Here is an 18464-nt window from a genome sequence, read left to right on the forward strand (position 1 = left end):
AGCACCAGGCTGGCAGCCTCACGCTTGAAGGCTGGGGTGAAAGTACGTCGTTGTCTGCTCATTGAACACCTCTGTGTGGCGATCATCTTCGCCTAAAAAGGTGTCCGGGGTTAGTAGACCACTACAGGGAGAGTTGTAGCGCTCTTGAGATCGAGCGCCGCCCGCGCGGCGCATCGCGGGCTTCGCCCACTCCCACATCTGTTTCGGGCGATGCAGTCCTGTGAAGGTACCGCTGTACGCCTTGGTGCATGTCTCAAGCCAGGCGAAGCGCCAGCAGCGACCACGCTGAAACCTCGCCATGCCAACAAGGCGGACCAGGCAATGCCACAGGAGAGACTGGCCCGAAACAAATGTGGGAGTGGGCGAAAGCCCGCGATGCGCCGCGCGGGCGGCGCTCGATCTCACAGGCGCTATAACTCTTTCGGCAATCACCTGCTCCTACCCCCCTTCCTCTGCGCCCCACAGCACCCGGTTCGCCACCAAACCACCTAGCCCTGGGCCTCCCACGGCACACCCTGCGCCCAACGCGCCACCAGCAGGTCGATGAACCCGCGCACCCGCGGAGACAGATGACGCTTGCTCGGATAGACGATACGGATCGGCTCAGCCGGCGGCCGGTAATCGTGCAACACCTCCACCAGCCGACCACTACGCAGGTCATCGCCGGTGATATAGGTCGGCAAGTGGATCAGCCCGAAACCGGCACGCGCGCCCTCGAGCATCGCCTCGGAACTGTCGATGTTCAGCCGCCCCGGCTCCTCGCACAGGTGCAACCCTGCCTCGGTGCGAAAGCGCCACGGGCTGGACTTCTCCCCCACCAGAAAGGCGATCTTGTCATGGCCGTACAGGTCCGCCGGCACCTGGGGCGTGCCATGACGCTGCAAGTACTCGGGCGAGGCGCAGGTGGCGAACTGCTGCCAGGCCACGGTACGGGTCAGCAGTTGCGAATCTTCCTTCGGCACCCCGATGCGCACGGCCACGTCGACGCCCTCCTCGACCAGGTCGAGACAGCGGTCGGTGAAACGGATGTCGGCGCGCAGGTCGGGCCACTGCTTGAGGTAGGCATCGAGGATCGGCAGCACATGACGCTGGCCGAACGACAACGGCGCGGTCAGGCGCAAGGTGCCGCTGGGCTGGCCACGGCGCTGGGCCATGGTGGTGTCGACCTCGTCAAGGTCGTCGAGGATCTGCCGCCAGCGTTCGAACGCCACCAGCCCTTCGTCGGTCAGGCTCAGCTTGCGCGTGGTGCGGTTGAGCAGGCGCACCGCCATGCGCGCCTCCAGGCGGGCGATGCTCTTGCCCACCGCCGAGCGGGTCAGCCCAAGGGCGCGGCCCGCCGCGGTGAAGCTGCCGGCCTTGACGGCGCTGACGAAGGCGGCGATATCGCCGAAACGGTTGGGTTCCATGGCCGGTTTTCCAGTAAGACAAGGCCTGCTAGATGGGTGCGGATCGGCCGATTGCAAGGCGCCTCAGTCAATCACCAGGTGATAGGCCACCGCGCGCCGCTCCTGGCCATCGGGAAACGCGGCGAACACCACGTCCTCCTCGCCCGCCTGGTGGCCGGCGGTGTAGACGTAGCGATTGACCCGCAGCGGATCGCCCGGCTGGTATTCACGTCGCAGGCGACCCAGCCGGTCAGGGTGCAACGGGCCGATCTTCTCCACCCGCGCCCACCGCTCGCGCCAGGTCTTCTGCCCCTCTGCCGTGGTGTAGTCGTGAATCACGCAACGCTCGCCGCGCGCGAGCCGCACCGGAATCACCCAGTTGCCGAAGCGCTCGTCCTTGTAGGCCTTGTCGGTCTGCACCTCGCAGGCCGGCGCCTGGCCGGCCAGCAATGCCAACAGCAACAGGTAACGGTTCATGCGTGTCTCCTTGGCTCAGTGCGTGCCACGGCATGCTAACCGCATCGGGTGTCACCGCCCAAACCCTGATCGCGCCGATAGCAATTACTTATTGAATGCCGGGCCGAAGGTGCAGTAAGCTCGGGCTCATTCACTGGAGAGCAACATGTCGAAACAATCCTGCAACCACGCCAACCTCACCGGTCGCCCTGCGCACCGTGTGCTGGCCGTTGCCGGTCGTGACGTCGTTGCTGCGTTTTATTTTGGGTATTGGTTTAGCCACTAGGCGCCGATTCCCACCCGGCGCCCACCTTCGAGGGGCCGCCGAACATGAGAATACTCAAACCCCCGGTCGGCTCCCCGACCGGGGGTTTTGTTTTTCCGGGCCTTGTACACACCGATTCATCTTGAGGACAGATTCATGAACTACACCACCTACTACCGCACCTATGCATGGCGATTTAGCCAGTTCCGTTCGGGCCAGCCTGCCGCCTCCGTTCGGTCGATTTCCGGTGGCACTGCCGCACAAACACCCCTTTTGACGATCTGTCGAACACCTCTATAGGGCCGACCGCGCGGGCCAGAACCCGCCGTCCGCCCAGGGAAGAACACGCCATGCACGCCTCGAACCTCGCCCTGCCCCTGACCCAGCCACACGCGGCCAACACCACCGTCAGCCAGCGTCTGCCCAGCCCGCACCTGCTCAAGCAGCAGATGCCATTGCCCAGCGAACTCGCCCAGCAAGTCCACGCCCACCGTCAAGCGATCCGCGCCATTCTCGAAGGCCGCGACGAGCGCCTGCTGGTGGTGGTCGGTCCGTGCTCACTGCACGATCCGCGCTCGGCCCTGGAGTACGCCGAGCGCCTCGCCGCCCTGAGCCGCGAAGTCGACGACAAGCTGCTGCTGGTGATGCGCGCCTATGTCGAGAAACCCCGCACCACCGTCGGCTGGAAAGGCCTGGCCTACGATCCGCACCTGGACGGCAGCGACGACATGCACGCCGGCATCGCCCTGTCCCGCGGCCTGATGCTGGGCATGATCGAACGCGGCCTACCGGTCGCCACCGAACTGCTGCAACCGATGGCCGCCGGCTACTTCGACGATCTGCTGGGCTGGGCCGCCATCGGCGCGCGCACCACCGAGTCGCAGATCCACCGCGAGATGGTCAGCGGCCTGGCACTGCCGGTGGGTTTCAAGAACGGCACCGACGGCGGCGTAGGCATCGCCTGCGACGCCATGCGCAGCGCCGCGCACCCGCACCGCCACTTCGGCATGGACGCGCAAGGCCATCCAGCGATCATCGAGACCCTGGGCAACCCCGACACCCACCTGGTACTGCGCGGCGGACACCAGGGACCCAACTACGACGCCCAGAGCATCGCCCTGGCTCGCCAAGGGCTGGCCAAGGCCGGACTGGCCGCGCGGATCATGGTCGACTGCAGCCATGCCAACAGCGGCAAGGACCCGGCGCGCCAGCCGGCGGTGTTCGAGGCGGTGCTGCGCCAACGCCTGGCCGGTGACCGTTCGATCGTCGGCATGATGATCGAGGGCCACCTGTTCGAGGGCTGTCAGGCGCTAGGCAAGGGCGCGCTGAAGTACGGGGTGTCGGTTACCGACGGGTGTCTGGGTTGGGACAATACCGCCCGGCTGTTGCACCAGGCGGCCATAGCCCTGCGCTGAATCCCGTATGCCAGCGTCACACCTCAGATAGTCGGGGTCAGCCCTTGCAGGTATTGAAGGGCTGCCGGGGCCGGGTAGCGAGTCGCCCACTGTCGCGCCACAACCCGAGTGGACCTTATTCAGTCGCCTGATCCAAGGGCAGATAGGTCACCAGCTTCCCGTCAGGCGCCTTGGGGTCCAGGCGCAGTACTGGCAAGTACCGATGCGTTTCCGTCACGTACTCACGTTGAAAGCGACGAGCATTGGCAGGCCCCGGCTCCGCAGGAGGGTAACGCACCTTCGGACTGTAGAAAAACGCCTCAAGTGGCAGTTCCCCTGGCTTGTCCTGGGGCCACGCCTGCACAATCACCTCGTTCCAGTCATAGTCTTCCGAGTCATAGTCTTCGTTGACACGCCTGTGCTCCTCGAGACTCCATCGATGCGCTTTCACGCCAACATCAAACTCTGCCGGATCAGGGCGAAACGCGCAGGAGTTGCGAGGTGGGGTGGGATATCTTTTCAGCCATGCCGTGTCGTCGGTAATCCCAGAACAGATTCCCCGATCCAGACAAGGTTGTCCGAGGTTGCTGGTACCGCCATCGAATGGATAGATACAGCTCATGATCAGGCGTCGAGTGACCGGGACCCCCAATGGCGATACGATGTATCCCTGCGGCCAGATCGTGATATCCAACCCCGCGTCCACCGAAAAATAGCTGAACGAGACACCATTGTTACGTTGCGAGGCTGGGCTGGGATTCCACGCTTTGAAGCTACCCACTCCCGTACCACGCACCAGCACTCCATTGCAGAAGAAGCGCGAGCGACCATCCGGGCAGACAGTGTCCTTACTGTCGTACCGCGCATTGATCGCCTCCGCCACCTCATAACCGTTATACAGCTGCTCACGCTGATCGAAGCCGAACGGTGCATCCCCCGCCACATAGCGCAATACCGGGAGCCACTGTCCAGTGGCCTGGAACCAGGCCATCTGACTGCGCTGAGCGCGCAGCAACGCATTGGTAAGCCCCGGCTGGTAGTAGATTGCCTGCACTGGCAACTGCTTCGGCTGGCTGGCGTCCCAGTACCCCAGGCGAACCTCGTTGCCTTCGCGACCCACGACCTGGTAAAGCTTGCCCTGGGCCGCTGCATCGAACCCTGAGTGCATGACATAACCGCTGCGCTCGGGGTTGCCCACGGTCTTGCCATCGCGGCGCAAGAGTTGGAAAGGCTCGTATTGCCGCCACTCGGCCAAGGAGTCGTGACGCCAGAATTCACGCTGATGCGCTTCTATCATCGGCCGCATCAGCACGCCGCTGCAGGCGTCCACGGGCTCATTGCCCAGGCAGCGCGCAGGCGTTGCCGCCACCCGCTGGTTCAAGGCAATGGCGGTTTCCACACCACTCATGGCATGTGCGCCAGGCATTGCGATCACGCAAAGCATCACCCACGACAGCACACGCCCCAGGTTTGTCGAATCCATCTTTCTTCTCCTGTCCCGTATCTGGGCTCGGCATCATCCATTGCGTGGCGTCACGCACATGCCACCATAGATGTTCGTGTTAGGCGTGTTGGCAGAGCAGAAATAACCGGAGAACGCATAGGCATGGTGGTAGAACATGCCAGCATCACTGCTCACTTTGACGCAGTTCCATATGTACCTGGGCAATGGCAGCGGTGCTCCGTAGACCCGCTGCATATCGGCGATGAACGCGGCAGTGACCGGACTTCCACCCAGGCTGTTCATCCACTGGATAGCCTGGGGCCAGCTCCATTTCGGGTTACGCATATCGGTGCGCAAGTTGAGGTTCCACACGTTACTGACGTTCACCAGATAACTGACCTGAGTACCCGCGTCGTCAGTCGCGGTGATGGTTGCCTTGCCATTGGCATTGCCCGTGACCTTGCCACTTCTAGGATCCACCGAAGCTACAGTGGGCTTGCTGGAAACGTAACGGCAAGCCCCCGAACCGCCGCTGGCAGTACGCACGGCGGTATTGCCGATCGAGTCGAGGCCCTTGGCGGGCCAACCATATTTCACCGACAACCCGTTGAGGTTCAGCGTGTCAGTGGCCATCCACAGTTGGTAGCGCACAGCATGTTGCACCGCTTCTGAACGTCCTCTCTCCCGGCCCGCACGCGTCACGCTGTAAGTGAAGGTCAACTGCCCGTTCAGGCTTGCCGTGACCAAGCGTGCGGGAAACAGGAAGCTCAGTGGCTGATCCGGGTCGTGAATCAACGGCTCGCTGTCGAACGTCACCGCTCCCGTCACATGCAGACGCACGCTATCGCCAGGGCGCAGGCCGGCTGCCTGGCCCTGGAACAGCACGGTCGCGCCCTGCGGCGGTATTTGCGAGGGGTCGAGGCAGCCTTTGGCATTGGCCTCCATCACCTGCGGCGCGCCTAGCTGCAACGGCACCCCAGCCGTGGCGGTGAAGGCCACGGTTGCCGACTGGCGAACCTGCTGGTCGGACTGGCGCGTGACGCGGTAGTGCAATTCGCTGAGATGCTCCAGGCCGGCCGCCAGAACCTCGGCCGGTAGCGACCACTCCTGCCCATGACCACAGAGGCGGATACTGGCAGCCGCGTTCACGCCCAGCAGGATGAGCGTTACCTGGTCATCCTCATGGCGGTCCGGGTAGTCCAGTCGCACCTTCACGGGTTGCCCGGCGACCACACGCACATCGTTGTCCTCGTCCATGTCGACGACCTGTGGCGCCGGCAGTGCCACCGGCATCTGACCGACCTGCAACCACAACCGTGGGGACTGGCGAGGCGCCGCCGGCCCCGGGCACTCGACGCTGTAGCGCAGTTGCAGGCTACCTCCGTCCAATGCCTCGAGGTGCTGCGGCGGAATCAGGAATACCAACTGGCCGCGACCAGCATCCGCGCGGCTTACCCGGCGAGTCACTTCCCAGACATAGGGCTGACCGTTGGCAGTGAAACCCTGCCAGCACAACTTCACCCGATCGCCATAAGCCAGACCAAAGTAGCGCACGACCACCGCCTGGCTCGGTTGCGCGGGGTCGAGCCGGCCCTCGAAATCGGCGCTGGGGTCGGCAAAGGGCAGCCCAGGCAAGGCACCGCTGACTTCCAGGTAGCGCGTACCGGATCGTGCCACCACCTGCCCTTCGCGCCAATAACGGCAGGCCAGCGTCAACCATCCACCGGCCAGTTGCGCCAACCAGCCTGCCGGTACTTCAAACAGGTAACCTTTGCCTGTCTCATCGATGCGTCGACGCAGGTCGAGCCCAAGCGAGTTGGCATCGAGACTCAGTGGCCGGGCGACGAAATCGAAACCTTCGAGTACGAGTTCGATTTCGTCGCCGACGGCTACCTGCAGGCACGAAGCCCACACCATGATCCGTACCGTCGCGGCGGCAGAATCGACCTGTTGCTTCTCGATCGCGCCCTCTACGCGTGGCGCATCGCCCAGCCCTGGCTGCAGTTGCACCGATACCCAGGTGACCGCCGACCACTTTTCCGAGACATCGCCCACTACATCGATGATCCGATAACGCACCGGTATCTGCCCGCTGTCACCGGCATTGGCGATATGGGCAGCGGGAACCTCGACCCGCAAGGGTTGCCCGACCTGGTCATCGGCAAAGCGGTACTCCACCAGCTGGTTGCCCCAGGCCAGTTGCAACAAGCCGCCCGCCTGCATGTACAGCCAAGGCTTTATCAGCACCCATGCCGACTCTCCAGATACTATCTGCGAATCCACTACCGGAGCCTCCAGGCCACCATGCCAGGCGGTATCAGGTGTCGGGTCCGGACCGCCAGGGAGTGTCGGCTTGCACAGTACTTCAAGTACCGTCGTGCAACCGACCTGCTCCTGCCCTGCGTTGCGTGTGATGCGACAGTACAGGTCGCCAATCCCCTCTACCACCTGATTGCTCGGCAGATAGAAGGGGATGTCGCAGCCCACCTGCTCGGTTTCCAGATAAGCCGTGAACAACGGACTCGCATCGCTGCCTCGGCCATGCCAGAACACTTCGAGAAAATCATCGGCGCGCATGTCCGGGTAGCGCTGGAGCATGACCACGAGCCCCTGGGGCTCGGGTTGCAGCAGGCCGCTGTAGACACCCACTTCGGCCAGCCTGTCCAGAAGTGGCGCACCGGGAATGAACATCCGCGGCAAAGCGACACTGGCCAGGCCAGGACTTGCAGCATCGGTGAAGTGTTCATTGAAACGCTGGCGCGCCTGCTCCAGGGTTTCCTCGTCTGGCATTTCGAACTCACTGTTCATTTTTTCCCGCCTTGTTTTCTGGACTGACCCGAGCACTCACCACGATTATCTGCTCACCTGGACCGAGCTCAGCTCCTGAAACAGAGCACCTGACGCAGCGTGTTGGCGCCAGTCGTCTCGGAGGTCACTTTGTCGCTGCGCGGATCGAAGGTTGTGGCCGTCCCTGAACCCAAGCCGGCCTTACCCCCCCAAATCGGATAGTCAGGCAGTCCAAGCTCACGCATCTTCAGCGCAAAGCGGCCTTTGAGGTCGTTGAAGTCCAGCTCCTCCGGCAATCGCCCACCAAGCCCTACGCATTGCTGATTGGCCTGATCCCAGGTCGCCCCCGTGCTGGATACCACCTCGAATTGATGAATGCCCCGTACCGTCAATTGATAAGCCTGCGGCTGCCCCGGCAATTGCGCGCTGATCGTGGCGTTGCCATTGCGCAGGACAGTGACTCTGCCCTGTGAGTCCACGGTCGCGACACTTGTGTCACTGCTGGTGTAGCCCGTCGCACCGGGTGCCTGACGCACGAAACTGAAGACCTCGCGATCCACCCCGGGCTTGGGTAACAACATCTCACCGTTGCGATAGACCGCTACCAACAGCTTGCTGCTCAGGTCATGGATGTAGCTGCCTGAAAAACCTTGGGCGAGCTTGAACGAGAGCGGCGGGCTGGCAGCCTGCTCACAGAGTCGCTGCAACGGGAGTGCTGGATCGCCGACGCCGACACAGTAGCTGATCTGCACATCCGCACCCGCGTGGGGCTCGAACAAGGCCTTGGCAAGCAGTAGCCGAATAGGCCTCGTTGAAAGACCGACCACCGTGCGCGGTCCCTCGATCACCTGCCCATTGACCAACAGCCTCACAGCCAGGCTCTGTTGGTTGTAGGCCGGGCCACCGGTCATGGTCGTGACCTCCAACCCACTGCCAGGAATATCGCTCGGATCAAGCGTTGCGCCTTCCGTAACCAACGTCGTCGTGGGCGCCGCCAAGTCGGCCCACGCAGGGCTCACGACGGTAGTCAACAGCACACCAAACATCCAGGCCAGGCCACCCTTGGCCAGCCCTTTATTTAACCAATGGCACATAACGGTTCTCCTTGGCTGCCAGGGTCTGGCGACCCTGACAGCTCACACAGGCAGGGGAGTCAGACGCGACGCAGTTCGTTATCTGCTGCAACCTTGGCGCCAGGCGTTGTGTCCGGATGGCCGGTCACCAGACGATTGCGCAGAAGGGACTGCACCGCCGAACTGTCACCGCCCCCAGTCGGATGCCCCCAGGTCACCACCCGGCCATCGGAGGTCAAGGCCGTGAAACCGTTGCTGTTGGCATAGATCGCCCGCACGTTGGTCAATCCAGGCACAGTGGTGACATTGCCGCCCGAAGTGGCGTGCCCCCAGGCCACCACGGTGCCGTTGCTGCGCAGTGCGGCGAAACTCCAGGCACTGCCCACCACCTGGACGATGTCGTCCAGTTGCAGGATGTTGGCCGGGATGGTGCCGCCTTTGGTCACATTGCCCCAGGCCACCACATGCCCGCTGCGTCGGCGGGCACAGAAGGCATGCCAGGTGCTGGTCACCTCGACGATATCGGTGAGCGCCGCGATATTCGGCGGCACGATACCGCCATGGGTGGAGGCCCCCCAGGCCAGGACCTGGCCCGCCGTGGTAATGACCGAGAAGGCCCGGGCTGTGGCGCCTTCAAGGGTGGCGATATCCTTGCGCGCCTTGATGTTCGCCGGTGCGTTCCCGCCATAGGTGGCGTTGCCCCAGGTCTCCACGCTCATGTCGTTGCGACGTACCACGAAGGCCGCGTAGTTGCCTTTGACATAGAAGTTGTCGGTACGGTTGGCGATAGCCGCAGGTATCGAGCCGCCGTTGGCCGCCTGCCCCCACGCCAGCAGCATGCCATTGCTGCGCTTGGCGGCAAACGCCAGGCCTGCGCCATAGACCTCTACGATATCCGTGAGCTGACGAATGTTCTGCGGGATGTCCGCGCCATCGGCCATTACCCCCCAGGCACTGAGTGTGTTGGTGTCCTGGCGTTTGCCGACGAACACGGTGGAGTTGCTGCGGATGAAGCGAAATGGCTTGCCCACGTCCTCGGCACGCAATGCCCCGCCTTCGGCCGCATTGCCCCAGGTCACCACGTTGCCATTGTCCAGCCAGGCCGCACAGGCACTGCGGGTGGTACAAAGCCCACGCGCATTGTCCAACGCCATTCCCGGTCCACGTCCTCCCCAACCCACCATTCCCCAGTAGGCCAAGGCAAAGCGTCCGGGAGTATGCGGCTGGTTCTCGATCAGTGCGGCGAACGCCGCCGTACCGTTAACCTGGGCATCGTTACCGGTGCCGAACACATTGCCGGGATTGAGCAGCACCGCATCGGACAGGTTACGCACCCGCAGTACCTTCCAAGGCTCCTTGTCCAGCCAGGTGTAACCTGCGGTCCAGGTGGTATCGCCCTGGTACTGCCACTCCACCAGGATCGGCCGTGGGGGCGTGGTAGTGCTGTAGGCGCTGATCACCCGAGACGATCCTGAAGCCCGGTATGTGGAGACGTTGTAACGAGCACCGAACAGACGCATGGTACCGCTGCTGAGCACTCGGCTGACGGTGTAAGCGCTGCTGTCCGAAGGTTCCGTAGGGCCGTTCGGGTTACGGAAAACGGTATAGGACAAATCGACCTTCTGATTGAGTAGCGCTGAAATGTCGGCATAGGGCACGGTGATACTCAGCGCCAGGCCCGCCTCATTCGCCAGCACAGTCCTCGGGTAATACTTGGCCCCATTCGGATGGTTCAGCTTCAGCGTCACCAGGTCACCACCGCGCAACTGAGCAGCTGCCGCGATGTGTACCGTGGCACCGCTGCGCACATCGTCCGGATTGAGATTGCCATTGACGGCCTCGACGAAGATCGGCAACGGCAACGCGGCACCTTGAACCCGTATCGTGATCGGTTTGGAGCTTTGTTCAGCACCCGTGAGCCGATACACGTTGTAGTGCACCACCACATCGCCGTTGTTGCTGGCCCTGACGACATCGGCCGGGATCCGGTGCTCCCGCGGCTGACCTTGCTGGCCTTCGATGACGCGTTCCGAATAGACATGGACACTGCCTGGATTTTGGCCAGCCCAACTGACCTCCCACTCATCACCGACTTGCAAGTCGGCAGCCGCGACGATGCGCAGCGTGACCGGGTCGTTGGGCGCGAATGGCTTGGCAGGGTCGAGCACCACCCCGCCCGTGCCAAGAAACTCCAGTGGGGGCAGGTCCTTGCTCGGCACCACGCCGATGTTCAGGATCAGCGGTTCAGAAATGCGATCAGGCTTGCCCGGTTCAAGGATGGTGTAGGTGACCGTTACCTGGCCGCCCGTGTTATCGAGTAGCAAATCGTGAGCGATCGAGAAGTAAGCGGGCTCATTCAGGTCCGCAGGCAACTCATCGAAGAACGACTCCCCTTTCTCTGCAGCCCAGTTCAGACGGATCGTTGTCTGCGGTGGGGCAAAGAAACGCACGATCACATCGATGCCACCGAGATTGTCGGCAGGAATGACGTTACCGCCGGCAAATACCGGGAATGTCTCGGGCGCGGGCAAATCATACAAGCTTCTGCCCACCCCAACGGACGTCGTCTCCGATTCCAGAGGCATCGGCAGACCAGCGCGTTCAATCTGGAAACTCAGCGCCAGGCTACCGCCATCGAGCGACACCAGATTCACGGCGGGGTCGATCCTGAAGATGAAGTCCTTGCCTGCCTGCGCGCTGCTGATTCGACGTCGTTCGCTATAACGCAATGGGGTCTGATCCGCCCGGGTCCCTGTCCAGAACAGCGTCACCCAATCGAGCGCCAGCAGGCCAACGGCGGCCTCGATGTGCACGGTAGCGGTCTTGCTGTTGGCCTCTACCCTATCGTCCTTGGCCTCGAGCAAGGTGGGGGCCGTCAGTTGTCGCGCCTGACCAATGAACGATACGAAACTGCGTTTTGAAGGGAACGTTCCAGCCCCTCGCTGGATCCGGTAAAATGCAATCCCGGCGCCCATGCCCAGTGCCAGCAAACGAAGATTTTCGATACTGAACGTCACCCCACGTCTAGCATCCAGGCTATTCACGGTTCGCGGAGGGAGTTCATGCTCGAAGACTTGACCCGCCGCGGTAATGCCGCGCCAGGTAAGGGTGACAACGTCACCTACCGTTAGATTGAAGCCAGGTGCAAGCCCACGAGCATCGACCATGACGGAAAGATCATTGGCACCCAACTTGCCAAGGTCAATCACATCCACTTGTGCTGGTTCTGAAGTCTCGTCGATGATCAGCGGCTCGAGCAGGGTGCCATCGTCAAACTCGACTTTGACTGCCCCACGCAATGACCAGTCGCTGGACTGACGCTGAACCTCATCCGTAACCCGATAAACGAGAATAAGGTTGTCGCTCTGCCCGGCGTCCCTGATCACCTCTTTGGGCACGGTAATGACCACTGGTGTGCCGGCTTGCGCAGGTTCAACGACTTGCTCTACGAACACACCACCCCAGCTCAATACGATGAGATCGTAAGCCCGCATATAGAGGTAGGCCGGGATGGTTACATTGATATCCTGCTGCCCGGTCACACCCTCAGGCGGTACCGTCGCCTGAGGTGGCAAGAGCCGGAAATGACCAGGCCTGTCGGGCTCAGGATCAACGCCCCCTGGCTGCACCATCCGACTCAGTACGTTCAAGCGCAGGGACTCTTCGGTGTTCCCCGAAGGGGCACGAGTGACGCGATGCCACAACTCGGACACGACACCCTCGATCTGTTCCGGCGAGGGATCTGCGCCAGGCCGGACGAACCCTGGCACCTTTTCGGCCGCTACATAGAGGAAGAAATGGGCACCGGGCTGACCGGACACCGGTGGTTGCCCGGCGGCTGGCGGCGGGCCGACGATGCCAGTGGCCACAGGCAGATTCGGGTCACGCCAGAACACCTCGATCCGATCCCCCTCGTTCATTTCCGGATAGGCTTGCACGATAATTTCCAGGCCATTGATGCCTGCCTGGACCATATGGAAGTTGACCCCGACATGCGCGCCGGATGTGCCACGCAACGGGTAGACCTGGCGTGGAATGAAAATACGCTGCAAGGTACCCGCGGCGTTGATCGATGGTGTGAAGCTGAGTTTGTTAAAGGCATCCAGCAAGTCCTGGAGAGAGTAACCACCCTCCGGCTGTACGGCTACTAAGTTGTTCCGTGTGTTATTGGCCATGCTGGAGCCCCTTCGAAGTGTGGGAGTGAGTCAACGGTCGCCTGATTGAACGACTGCCACCAGTCACGGCACAACTGACAGAAATGCTAGGTAAAGCGCCTTGGAGCTGTCGCTTGCAACAGACAGCGCGCGCGCTTTGCGCTAGGCTTGCGCCTTCATCCACAAGGAGCATCACCATGGCCCGCGCCACCGCCCGTCACATCCTCGTCAGCAGCGAAGACCAGTGCAACGCACTCAAAGCCCAGATCGAAGCCGGTGCCGACTTCGCCGAAGTCGCCAAGGCCAATTCCACCTGCCCCTCCAGCCGCCAGGGCGGCGACCTGGGTTCGTTCGGTCCCGGCCAGATGGTCCGTGAGTTCGATACCGTGGTGTTCAGCGCGCCACTGAATGTCGTGCAGGGCCCGGTGAAGACCCAGTTCGGCTATCACCTGCTGGAAGTGACCAGCCGCCAGGACTGACCCGGCACTGCCGTGACCTCCCCAGCAGGAGCGCGCTTTTCAGGAGCAGGCTTTGTCCGAGCCTGCTCCCCTGCTGCCTGCCCAGGGCAAGCTCATTCCCGACACACCCTCGCGCTCGTCCGTGGTGCCCTGATCAGTGGCCTGTACCTGATACTCCCGCTATCGCTACAAGCCGCCCCCAACCACGCCCTCACCGTCTACGGCGAAGCGCCCCGCTACAGCGCAGGCTTCAGCCACTTCGACTACGTTAACCCCGACGCCCCCAAGGGCGGCAGCCTACGGCGCTCGGCCATCGAGATCGGCCAGTTCGACCATGTCCTGCCGTACATCGACAAGGGCATCGGCGTCAGCCAGGTCGAAGGCTGGCTCTATGCGCCACTGGCCACGCGCTCGCTGGACGAGCCCTACACCGTCTATGGCCTGATCGCCCAACGCCTGGAGCGCGGCCCCGGCGATGCCTGGTTGCGCGTGTACCTCGACCCGCGCGCCACCTTCGCCGACGGCAAGCCAGTACGCGCCGAGGATGTGCGCTTCACCTTCGAGCTGCTGATGAGCAAGGGCAGCCTCAAGTACCGTACCCAGTTCGCCGACGTCGCCGGCGTGCGCATCGAAGGGCCACGACAGGTACGCTTCGACCTGCGTCGGCCCCATGCCCGCACCTTGGCGCTGGACCTGGCCAGCTTGCCGGTGCTGCCCGAGCACGACTGGCAACAGCGCGACTTCGCCAATGGCGGCGGCTTCGACAAACCGGTCGGCAGCGGTCCGTACCGCATCGGCCAAATCGACAATGGCCGCAGCATCACCTTCGCGCGCGACCCGGGCTGGTGGGCCCGCGACCTGCCGGTGGCGCGCGGCCTGTACAACTTCGACCGTCTGCGCATCGAGTACTTCGGCGATACCGAAGTCGCCCGCCAGGTGCTCAAGGGCGGTGGCTACGACTACAACCGCGAGTTCTCCGCCACCGCCTTCACCCTCGGCTACAACGGCGCCGCGCTCGACGACGGCCGCCTGCGCCGCGCCCACCTGGGTCCGGCCAAGCCGCAGGTGGCCCAGGGCTTCGTGTTCAACCTCGACAGGCCGATGTTCCAGGACCGTCGCGTGCGCCAGGCCCTGGGCCTGCTGTGGGACTTCGAGTGGAGCAACCGGCAGATGATGCGCAACCTGTACATCCGCCAGCAGAGCCTGTTCTCCAACACCCCGCTGGCGGCCCGGGCGCTGCCTGACGCCGACGAGTCGAAGCTGCTTGAGCCGCTGCGTGGACAAGTGCCCGACGAGGTCTTCGACCAGGTGTTCACCGCCCCGGTCAGCGACGGTTCGGGGATCATCCGGACGCAGCAGTTGCAAGCCCTGGCCTTGCTCGAAGCGGCCGGCTGGCGACCGCAGGGCGATCGCCTGGTCGATGCCCGGGGCGAGCCCCTGCGCTTCACCTTCCTCAACGGCCAGTCGGGCCTGGAGCGCCTGCTGTTGCCGTGGAAACGCAACCTGGCGCAGATTGGCGTCGAGCTGAACATCCGCAACGTCGACTCGGCGCAATACGTCAACCGCCTGATGGCCCGCGACTACGACATGGTCATCACCGGCTACCCGGTCACCCTGTCACCGGGCAGCGAGTTGTACACCTACTTCGGCTCGGCCGCGGCCAACGACCCGGGCTCGAACAACTTGATGGTGCTCAAGAACCCGGCCGTCGATCACCTGCTCGATGGCCTGGTGCGCGCCAGCAGCCAGGCCGACATGCTGCGCCATGCCCACGCCCTGGACCGGGTGCTGCAGTGGAACTACTACTGGATTCCCAACTACTACCCACCGGGCAGCTCGACGGTGTGGTGGAACCGCTTCGGCCTGCCCAAGGTGCAGGCGACCTATGACGAGGGCCTGGACACCTGGTGGGAGGTCAGCCCGACGCCGCTGACCCAGGCGCAGATGACCGAACTGAGCGCACAGCAGCCATGACCCGCTACATCCTCCGGCGCCTGTTGCTGATCATCCCTACCCTGCTGGCGATCCTGCTGGTCAACTTCGCCATCGTCCAGGCCGCTCCCGGCGGCCCGGTGGAACAGGCCGTGGCTCGTCTGCAAGGCCTTGGCGGCAGCGCCCCGGGTGCCCGGGTCGAACTGCTCCACGGCGAGTCCCGTGCCAGTCGCGGGCTGGATCCCAGGCTGCTCGACGAGATCAAGCGCCAGTACGGCTTCGACAAGTCCGCCAGCGAACGCCTGTGGCTGATGCTCGGCCAGTACGCCCGGCTCGATTTCGGCCAGAGTTTCTTCCGCGGCGCCAAGGTCACCGAGCTGATCCTCGACAAGCTGCCCGTCACCCTGTCGCTGGGGTTCTGGGCGACGCTGATCACCTACCTGGTGTCGATCCCCCTGGGCATCCGCAAGGCGGTACGCCACGGCAGCCGTTTCGATGCCTGGAGCAGCGTGCTGATCGTGGTCGGCTACGCCCTGCCCTCATTCCTGTTCGCGCTGCTGCTGATCGTGCTGTTCGCCGGCGGCACCTCGCTGAACGGGTTCCCGGTACGCGGGCTGGTATCCGACGACTTCGACCAGCTCAGCCTGCTGGGCAAGCTTGCCGACTACTTCTGGCACCTGGTGCTGCCGGTGGGCTCGCTGGTGATCGGCGGCTTCGCCACCCTCACCCTGCTGACCAGGAATGCCTTCCTCGATGAGATCGCCCGCCAGTATGTGGTCACCGCCCGCGCCAAGGGCCTGAGCGAGCGTCGGGTGCTGTACGGCCATGTGCTGCGCAACGCCATGCTGCTGGTAGTGGCCGGCTTGCCCCAGGCGCTGATCACCGTGTTCTTCGCCGGTTCCCTGCTGATCGAGGTGATCTTCTCTCTCGATGGCCTTGGCCGCCTGAGCTACGAGGCGGCCGTGTCGCGGGACTACCCGGTGGTATTCGGCACGCTGTTCATCTTCACCCTCGCCGGCTTGCTGATGCGCCTGCTCGGCGACCTCTGCTACACCCTGCTCGACCCGCGCATCGACTTCGACACGAGGGCGCGCTGATGCTGTCGCCCATCGCCCGTCGCCGCCTGCAGCGCTTTCGTGCCAACCGTCGTGGCTGGATCTCGCTGTGGCTGTTCGCCGGCATGCTGTTGCTGAGCCTGGGCGCCGAGTTGGTGGCCAACGACAAGCCGCTGCTGCTGGGTTACCAGGGCGCGCTGTACAGCCCGGCATTCAAGCGCTACACCGAGCAGCAGTTCGGCGGCCAGTTGCCGTTCCAGCCCGACTACCGCAGCCAGTACGTGCGTCAGCTGATCGAGGCGCAAGGCGGCTGGATGCTGTTCGCGCCGATTCCGTTCGGCGCCGACACACCCAACTACGAACTGCAGGTGCCGACCCCTAGCCCGCCAAGCACGGTGAACTGGCTGGGTACCGACGACCAGGGCCGCGACGTGCTGGCCCGGGTGCTGTACGGCACCCGGGTGTCGCTGCTGTTCGCCTTCGCCCTGACCACGCTCAGCGTGCTGATCGGCCTCGCCGCCGGCGCCGTGCAGGGCTACCACGGCGGCTGGGTCGACCTGATCGGCCAGCGCCTGCTGGAGGTGTGGTCGGGGTTGCCGGTGCTGTACCTGCTGATCATCCTGTCCGGGTTCGTCGAGCCGGACTTCTGGTGGCTGCTGGGGATCATGGCCTTGTTCTCGTGGCTGACCCTGGTGGACGTGGTACGCGCCGAGTTCCTCCGCGGGCGCAACCTGGAGTACGTCACCGCAGCCCGTGCCCTGGGGCTGCCGGACACCCAGGTGATGCTGCGCCATGTGCTGCCCAACGCCATGAACGCCACCTTGACCTATGTGCCGTTCATGCTCACCGGCGCGATCACCACCCTCACCGCCCTGGACTTCCTCGGCTTCGGCATGCCGGCCGGCAGCGCCTCGCTGGGCGAACTGGTGACCCAGGGCAAGCAGCACCTGGAAGCACCGTGGCTGGGCTTTACCGCGTTCCTGGCCCTGGCGTCGATCCTGTCGTTGCTGGTGTTCATCGGCGAGGCACTGCGCGAAGCGTTCGACCCGCGAAGGTGACCGACCTGATCTGTCGTGGGGCCCGACTCTTTCAAGGGTTTGCGATTTTTTGGGAAAGGGCTGCTTGAATTGCAGATTGTCGGGGGCTGCTGCGCAGCCCTTTCGCGACACAAGGCCGCTCCTACGGGAGCAAGGACACTTTCGGTATGACCTTGAGCGAGAATCTGGCAGTGTTCATGGTCATCGCCAGGTTCAAAGCCACCGGCATCCTCTGAAGGAGAACGGCATGACACTCAAAGGCAAGACCGCGCTGGTCACCGGTTCCACCAGCGGCATCGGCCTGGGGATAGCCCAGGCGCTGGCCGCGGCAGGCGCCGATATCCTGCTCAACGGCTTCGGCGATCCGGCCCCGGCCCTGGCCGCAATCACCCGGCATGGCGTGAAGGCACTCCACCACCCGGCAGACCTTGCGCACGTGGACCAGATCGAACAGATGTTCGCCATGGCCGAGCAAGCGTTCGGTGGCGTCGACATCCTGGTCAACAACGCTGGCATCCAGCATGTGGCGCCCGTGGAGCAGTTCCCGGTCGAGGCCTGGGACAAGATCATCGCGCTCAACCTCTCGGCGGTGTTCCATGGCAGCCGCCTGGCATTGCCCGGCATGCGCGCACGCGGCTGGGGGCGGATCGTCAACATCGCCTCGGTGCATGGCCTGGTCGGCTCCACCGGCAAGGCCGCCTATGTGGCGGCCAAGCATGGGGTGGTCGGCCTGACCAAGGTGATCGGCCTGGAAACCGCCACCAGTAACGTCACCTGCAATGCCATCTGCCCAGGCTGGGTGCTGACCCCGCTGGTGCAGAAGCAGATCGACGAGCGTGTCGCCAACGGCGAGGATCCGTTGCAGGCGCAACAGGCCTTGCTGGCTGAAAAGCAGCCTTCGCAGGCCTTCGTGACACCTGGCCAATTGGGTGAGCTGGTCGTGTTCCTCTGCAGCGAGGCCGCCAGCCAGGTCCGCGGCGCGGCCTGGAACGTCGATGGCGGATGGCTGGCCCAGTAACGGCTA

Annotated in this window: 12 protein-coding genes; 6 read left to right on the plus strand and 6 right to left on the minus strand. The window is 63.6% G+C overall.

Going from position 1 to position 18464, the window contains the following annotated elements; genetic code table 11:
* Positions 1-488: 488 nt before the first annotated feature.
* Together F3J43_RS21660 and F3J43_RS21665 are read right to left on the minus strand one after the other, a co-directional pair.
* Positions 489-1406: a LysR family transcriptional regulator gene (locus F3J43_RS21660; RefSeq protein WP_166891846.1), complete on the minus strand. Its 918-nt coding sequence runs from the start codon at positions 1404-1406 to the stop codon at positions 489-491.
* A 63-nt stretch (positions 1407-1469) separates the two neighbouring features.
* A complete protein-coding gene (locus F3J43_RS21665; protein ID WP_166891849.1) occupies positions 1470-1862 on the minus strand; it encodes a hypothetical protein in 393 nt (130 codons plus the stop codon).
* A 594-nt stretch (positions 1863-2456) separates the two neighbouring features.
* On the opposite strand from F3J43_RS21665, the gene F3J43_RS21670 reads away from it, so the two are divergent.
* Entirely contained in the window at positions 2457-3521 is a 1065-nt protein-coding gene (locus F3J43_RS21670) for a 3-deoxy-7-phosphoheptulonate synthase (protein ID WP_166891852.1), read from the plus strand.
* A gap of 115 nt (positions 3522-3636) precedes the next feature.
* Here F3J43_RS21670 and F3J43_RS21675 read toward each other — a convergent pair whose 3' ends face one another.
* The 4 genes from F3J43_RS21675 to F3J43_RS21690 form a co-directional block, all read right to left on the minus strand.
* Positions 3637-4983 (minus strand): hypothetical protein, encoded by a 1347-nt coding sequence (locus F3J43_RS21675; protein WP_166891855.1) that lies wholly within the window; start codon positions 4981-4983, stop codon positions 3637-3639.
* Between the two features lie 33 nt (positions 4984-5016).
* Positions 5017-7752, minus strand: coding sequence for an Ig-like domain-containing protein (locus F3J43_RS21680; RefSeq protein ID WP_166891858.1), 2736 nt, complete (start codon positions 7750-7752; stop codon positions 5017-5019).
* A 68-nt stretch (positions 7753-7820) separates the two neighbouring features.
* Positions 7821-8825 carry an Ig-like domain-containing protein gene (locus F3J43_RS21685; RefSeq protein ID WP_166891861.1) on the minus strand — a complete coding sequence of 335 codons (1005 nt, stop codon included), beginning with the start codon at positions 8823-8825 and terminating at the stop codon, positions 7821-7823.
* Between the two features lie 59 nt (positions 8826-8884).
* Entirely contained in the window at positions 8885-12979 is a 4095-nt protein-coding gene (locus tag F3J43_RS21690; RefSeq protein ID WP_166891864.1) for an RCC1 domain-containing protein, read from the minus strand.
* A gap of 176 nt (positions 12980-13155) precedes the next feature.
* Between F3J43_RS21690 and F3J43_RS21695 the strand changes: the two genes are divergently transcribed.
* The 5 genes from F3J43_RS21695 to hbdH all read left to right on the plus strand — a co-directional run bounded on the left by F3J43_RS21695 (position 13156) and on the right by hbdH (position 18458).
* Positions 13156-13437 carry a peptidylprolyl isomerase gene (locus F3J43_RS21695; RefSeq protein WP_166891867.1) on the plus strand — a complete coding sequence of 94 codons (282 nt, stop codon included), beginning with the start codon at positions 13156-13158 and terminating at the stop codon, positions 13435-13437.
* Positions 13438-13449: 12 nt separating this feature from the next.
* Positions 13450-15390 (plus strand): extracellular solute-binding protein, encoded by a 1941-nt coding sequence (locus F3J43_RS21700; RefSeq protein ID WP_205298023.1) that lies wholly within the window; start codon positions 13450-13452, stop codon positions 15388-15390.
* On the plus strand, positions 15387-16445 hold the full coding sequence (locus tag F3J43_RS21705) for a microcin C ABC transporter permease YejB (protein WP_166891871.1): 1059 nt from the start codon (positions 15387-15389) through the stop codon (positions 16443-16445). The genes F3J43_RS21700 and F3J43_RS21705 overlap by 4 nt, the downstream gene beginning before the upstream one ends.
* A complete protein-coding gene (locus F3J43_RS21710; protein WP_166891875.1) occupies positions 16445-17461 on the plus strand; it encodes an ABC transporter permease in 1017 nt (338 codons plus the stop codon). Before F3J43_RS21705 ends, F3J43_RS21710 begins: the two co-directional genes overlap by 1 nt.
* A 226-nt stretch (positions 17462-17687) precedes the next feature.
* Positions 17688-18458 carry a 3-hydroxybutyrate dehydrogenase gene (hbdH, locus tag F3J43_RS21715; protein WP_166891878.1) on the plus strand — a complete coding sequence of 257 codons (771 nt, stop codon included), beginning with the start codon at positions 17688-17690 and terminating at the stop codon, positions 18456-18458.
* The last annotated feature ends 6 nt before the right edge of the window (positions 18459-18464 follow it).

Source organism: Pantoea sp. Cy-639 (genome assembly GCF_011752525.1).
Classification (GTDB): Bacteria; Pseudomonadota; Gammaproteobacteria; order Pseudomonadales; family Pseudomonadaceae; genus Aquipseudomonas.

What these genes read in the sequence shown, in the direction of transcription:
- F3J43_RS21705 (WP_166891871.1), top strand. Translation starts at nt 15,387, where the DNA reads ATGACCCGCTACATCCTCCGGCGCCTGTTGCTGATCATCCCTACCCTG.
- F3J43_RS21680 (WP_166891858.1), bottom strand. Translation starts at nt 7,752, where the DNA reads ATGAACAGTGAGTTCGAAATGCCAGACGAGGAAACCCTGGAGCAGGCG.
- F3J43_RS21675 (WP_166891855.1), bottom strand. Translation starts at nt 4,983, where the DNA reads ATGGATTCGACAAACCTGGGGCGTGTGCTGTCGTGGGTGATGCTTTGC.
- hbdH (WP_166891878.1), top strand. Translation starts at nt 17,688, where the DNA reads ATGACACTCAAAGGCAAGACCGCGCTGGTCACCGGTTCCACCAGCGGC.
- F3J43_RS21660 (WP_166891846.1), bottom strand. Translation starts at nt 1,406, where the DNA reads ATGGAACCCAACCGTTTCGGCGATATCGCCGCCTTCGTCAGCGCCGTC.
- F3J43_RS21670 (WP_166891852.1), top strand. Translation starts at nt 2,457, where the DNA reads ATGCACGCCTCGAACCTCGCCCTGCCCCTGACCCAGCCACACGCGGCC.
- F3J43_RS21695 (WP_166891867.1), top strand. Translation starts at nt 13,156, where the DNA reads ATGGCCCGCGCCACCGCCCGTCACATCCTCGTCAGCAGCGAAGACCAG.
- F3J43_RS21685 (WP_166891861.1), bottom strand. Translation starts at nt 8,825, where the DNA reads ATGTGCCATTGGTTAAATAAAGGGCTGGCCAAGGGTGGCCTGGCCTGG.
- F3J43_RS21710 (WP_166891875.1), top strand. Translation starts at nt 16,445, where the DNA reads ATGCTGTCGCCCATCGCCCGTCGCCGCCTGCAGCGCTTTCGTGCCAAC.
- F3J43_RS21690 (WP_166891864.1), bottom strand. Translation starts at nt 12,979, where the DNA reads ATGGCCAATAACACACGGAACAACTTAGTAGCCGTACAGCCGGAGGGT.
- F3J43_RS21665 (WP_166891849.1), bottom strand. Translation starts at nt 1,862, where the DNA reads ATGAACCGTTACCTGTTGCTGTTGGCATTGCTGGCCGGCCAGGCGCCG.